At 70.3% G+C, this 1,439-nt stretch carries 1 protein-coding gene; it reads right to left on the bottom strand.

Going from position 1 to position 1,439, the window contains the following annotated elements:
* Positions 1-143: 143 nt before the first annotated feature.
* Positions 144-1,379, bottom strand: a complete 1,236-nt coding sequence (locus tag ACWEFL_RS36095; RefSeq protein ID WP_451721353.1) for an IS701 family transposase — start codon at positions 1,377-1,379, stop codon at positions 144-146.
* Positions 1,380-1,439: the final 60 nt, after the last annotated feature.

Genomic DNA, 1,439 nt, shown 5'->3' with positions numbered 1-1,439 from the left:
TCTAGTAGTACTTCGTTAAGTCGGGGTGGTTTGTGGGGTGCGGTTTGTGGATCTTCTTCTGGGAAGCGGGCGTTGGCAGGTTCGGCAGACACCGGTCCAGCAGCTCAGCAGGTCCTGGAGCTGGTGGAGGACCTGGTAGAGGGTCAGGCCGGTGCTCGGACTTTTGGGTCGAGCCGGCGGAGGGTGAGGAAGGCGTGGGCGGCGGTGACGAGGGTGACGTGGTGGTGCCAGCCGCGCCAGGTGCGGCCCTCGAAGTGGTCCAGGCCCAGGCCGTGTTTCATCTCTCTGTAGTCGTGCTCGATCCGCCAGCGCATCTTCGCGAGGCGGACCAGTCGCCGCAGTGGGGTGCCGGCGGGCAGGCTGGTGAGCCAGTAGCCGGCGGGAGCCTTCTCGCCGGCGGGCCACTCGCTGAGCAGGGTGGCCTCGGGCAGGACTCCGTCCCAGGCGGCCGCTCCGCCGGCCTGGCCCATGGCGTGGGTACGGGCCGCGACGCCCGCCGGCCGGACCGTGAGCACCCGGAACCGGGAGCGCATCGGGCCTTTCGAGCCGTGGCGCCAGGTGGACCGGCGGAACGCCGTGCGTCCGCCGTCGGCGGCCAGGACCCGCAGCGAGCTGGACCCGGCCCGGTAGCGCGAGGCGGGTCTGCGGCCCCTCCCGCTCCACTTCCCAGTGGTGGGGACCGCGTCCTGCGGGTGCGCGGACTCATCCGACCGGACGGCCACGACATAGTCCAGCCCGCGTTCGGCCAGGCCATGGCGGAACGCGGTGACCTGGCCGTAGCCGGCGTCGGCGACGATCACCTTCGGCTCCAGGCCCCAGCTGACCGCCTCATCGATCAGGTCCAGGGCCAGGCGCCACTTCTCCCGGTGCCCGATTTCCCCGGGCATGCCGGTCCGTGCCCGGCGTTCCGTGTCGTCCTGCCACTCGGCGGGAACGAACAGGCGCCAGGAGACCGGCACGGACGCGGTGTCGGACGCGGCATGCAGACTCACCCCCACCTGGCAGTTCGACTGCTTGCCCAGGGCCCCGCACCACTGCCGGGCCACCCCGACCGACATCCGGCCGTCCTTGGGGAACGACACGTCGTCGATCACCCACACCACCGGGTCGACCACCGGCACCGTCTTGACCGCCACCGCCCGCAGCACCGCCCCGTGGTCCCACGGCGACTGGTTCACGAACTGCTGCAGGGCCTGCATGTCCCCGTCCGGCAACCGCTCGGCCATCGGCTGGACCGACTTCCTCCGCCCGTCCAGCATCAGCCCACGCAGATAGCAGTCGCCCTTCGCCCGCTGATCCCGGCGCGGCACCGAAGCGAACACCTCGGCCACGAACGCGGCCAACTCGCCCCGCAATTCCTCAACTTCCCCCAAGTCCACCGCACCACCATGCCCGAACCAACACCACACCACCAAATCGACCTAACGAAGTACTACTAG

The sequence above is a fragment of the Streptomyces sp. NPDC004838 genome (assembly GCF_053600955.1).
This window is presented reverse-complemented; position numbering and strand designations above follow the sequence as displayed.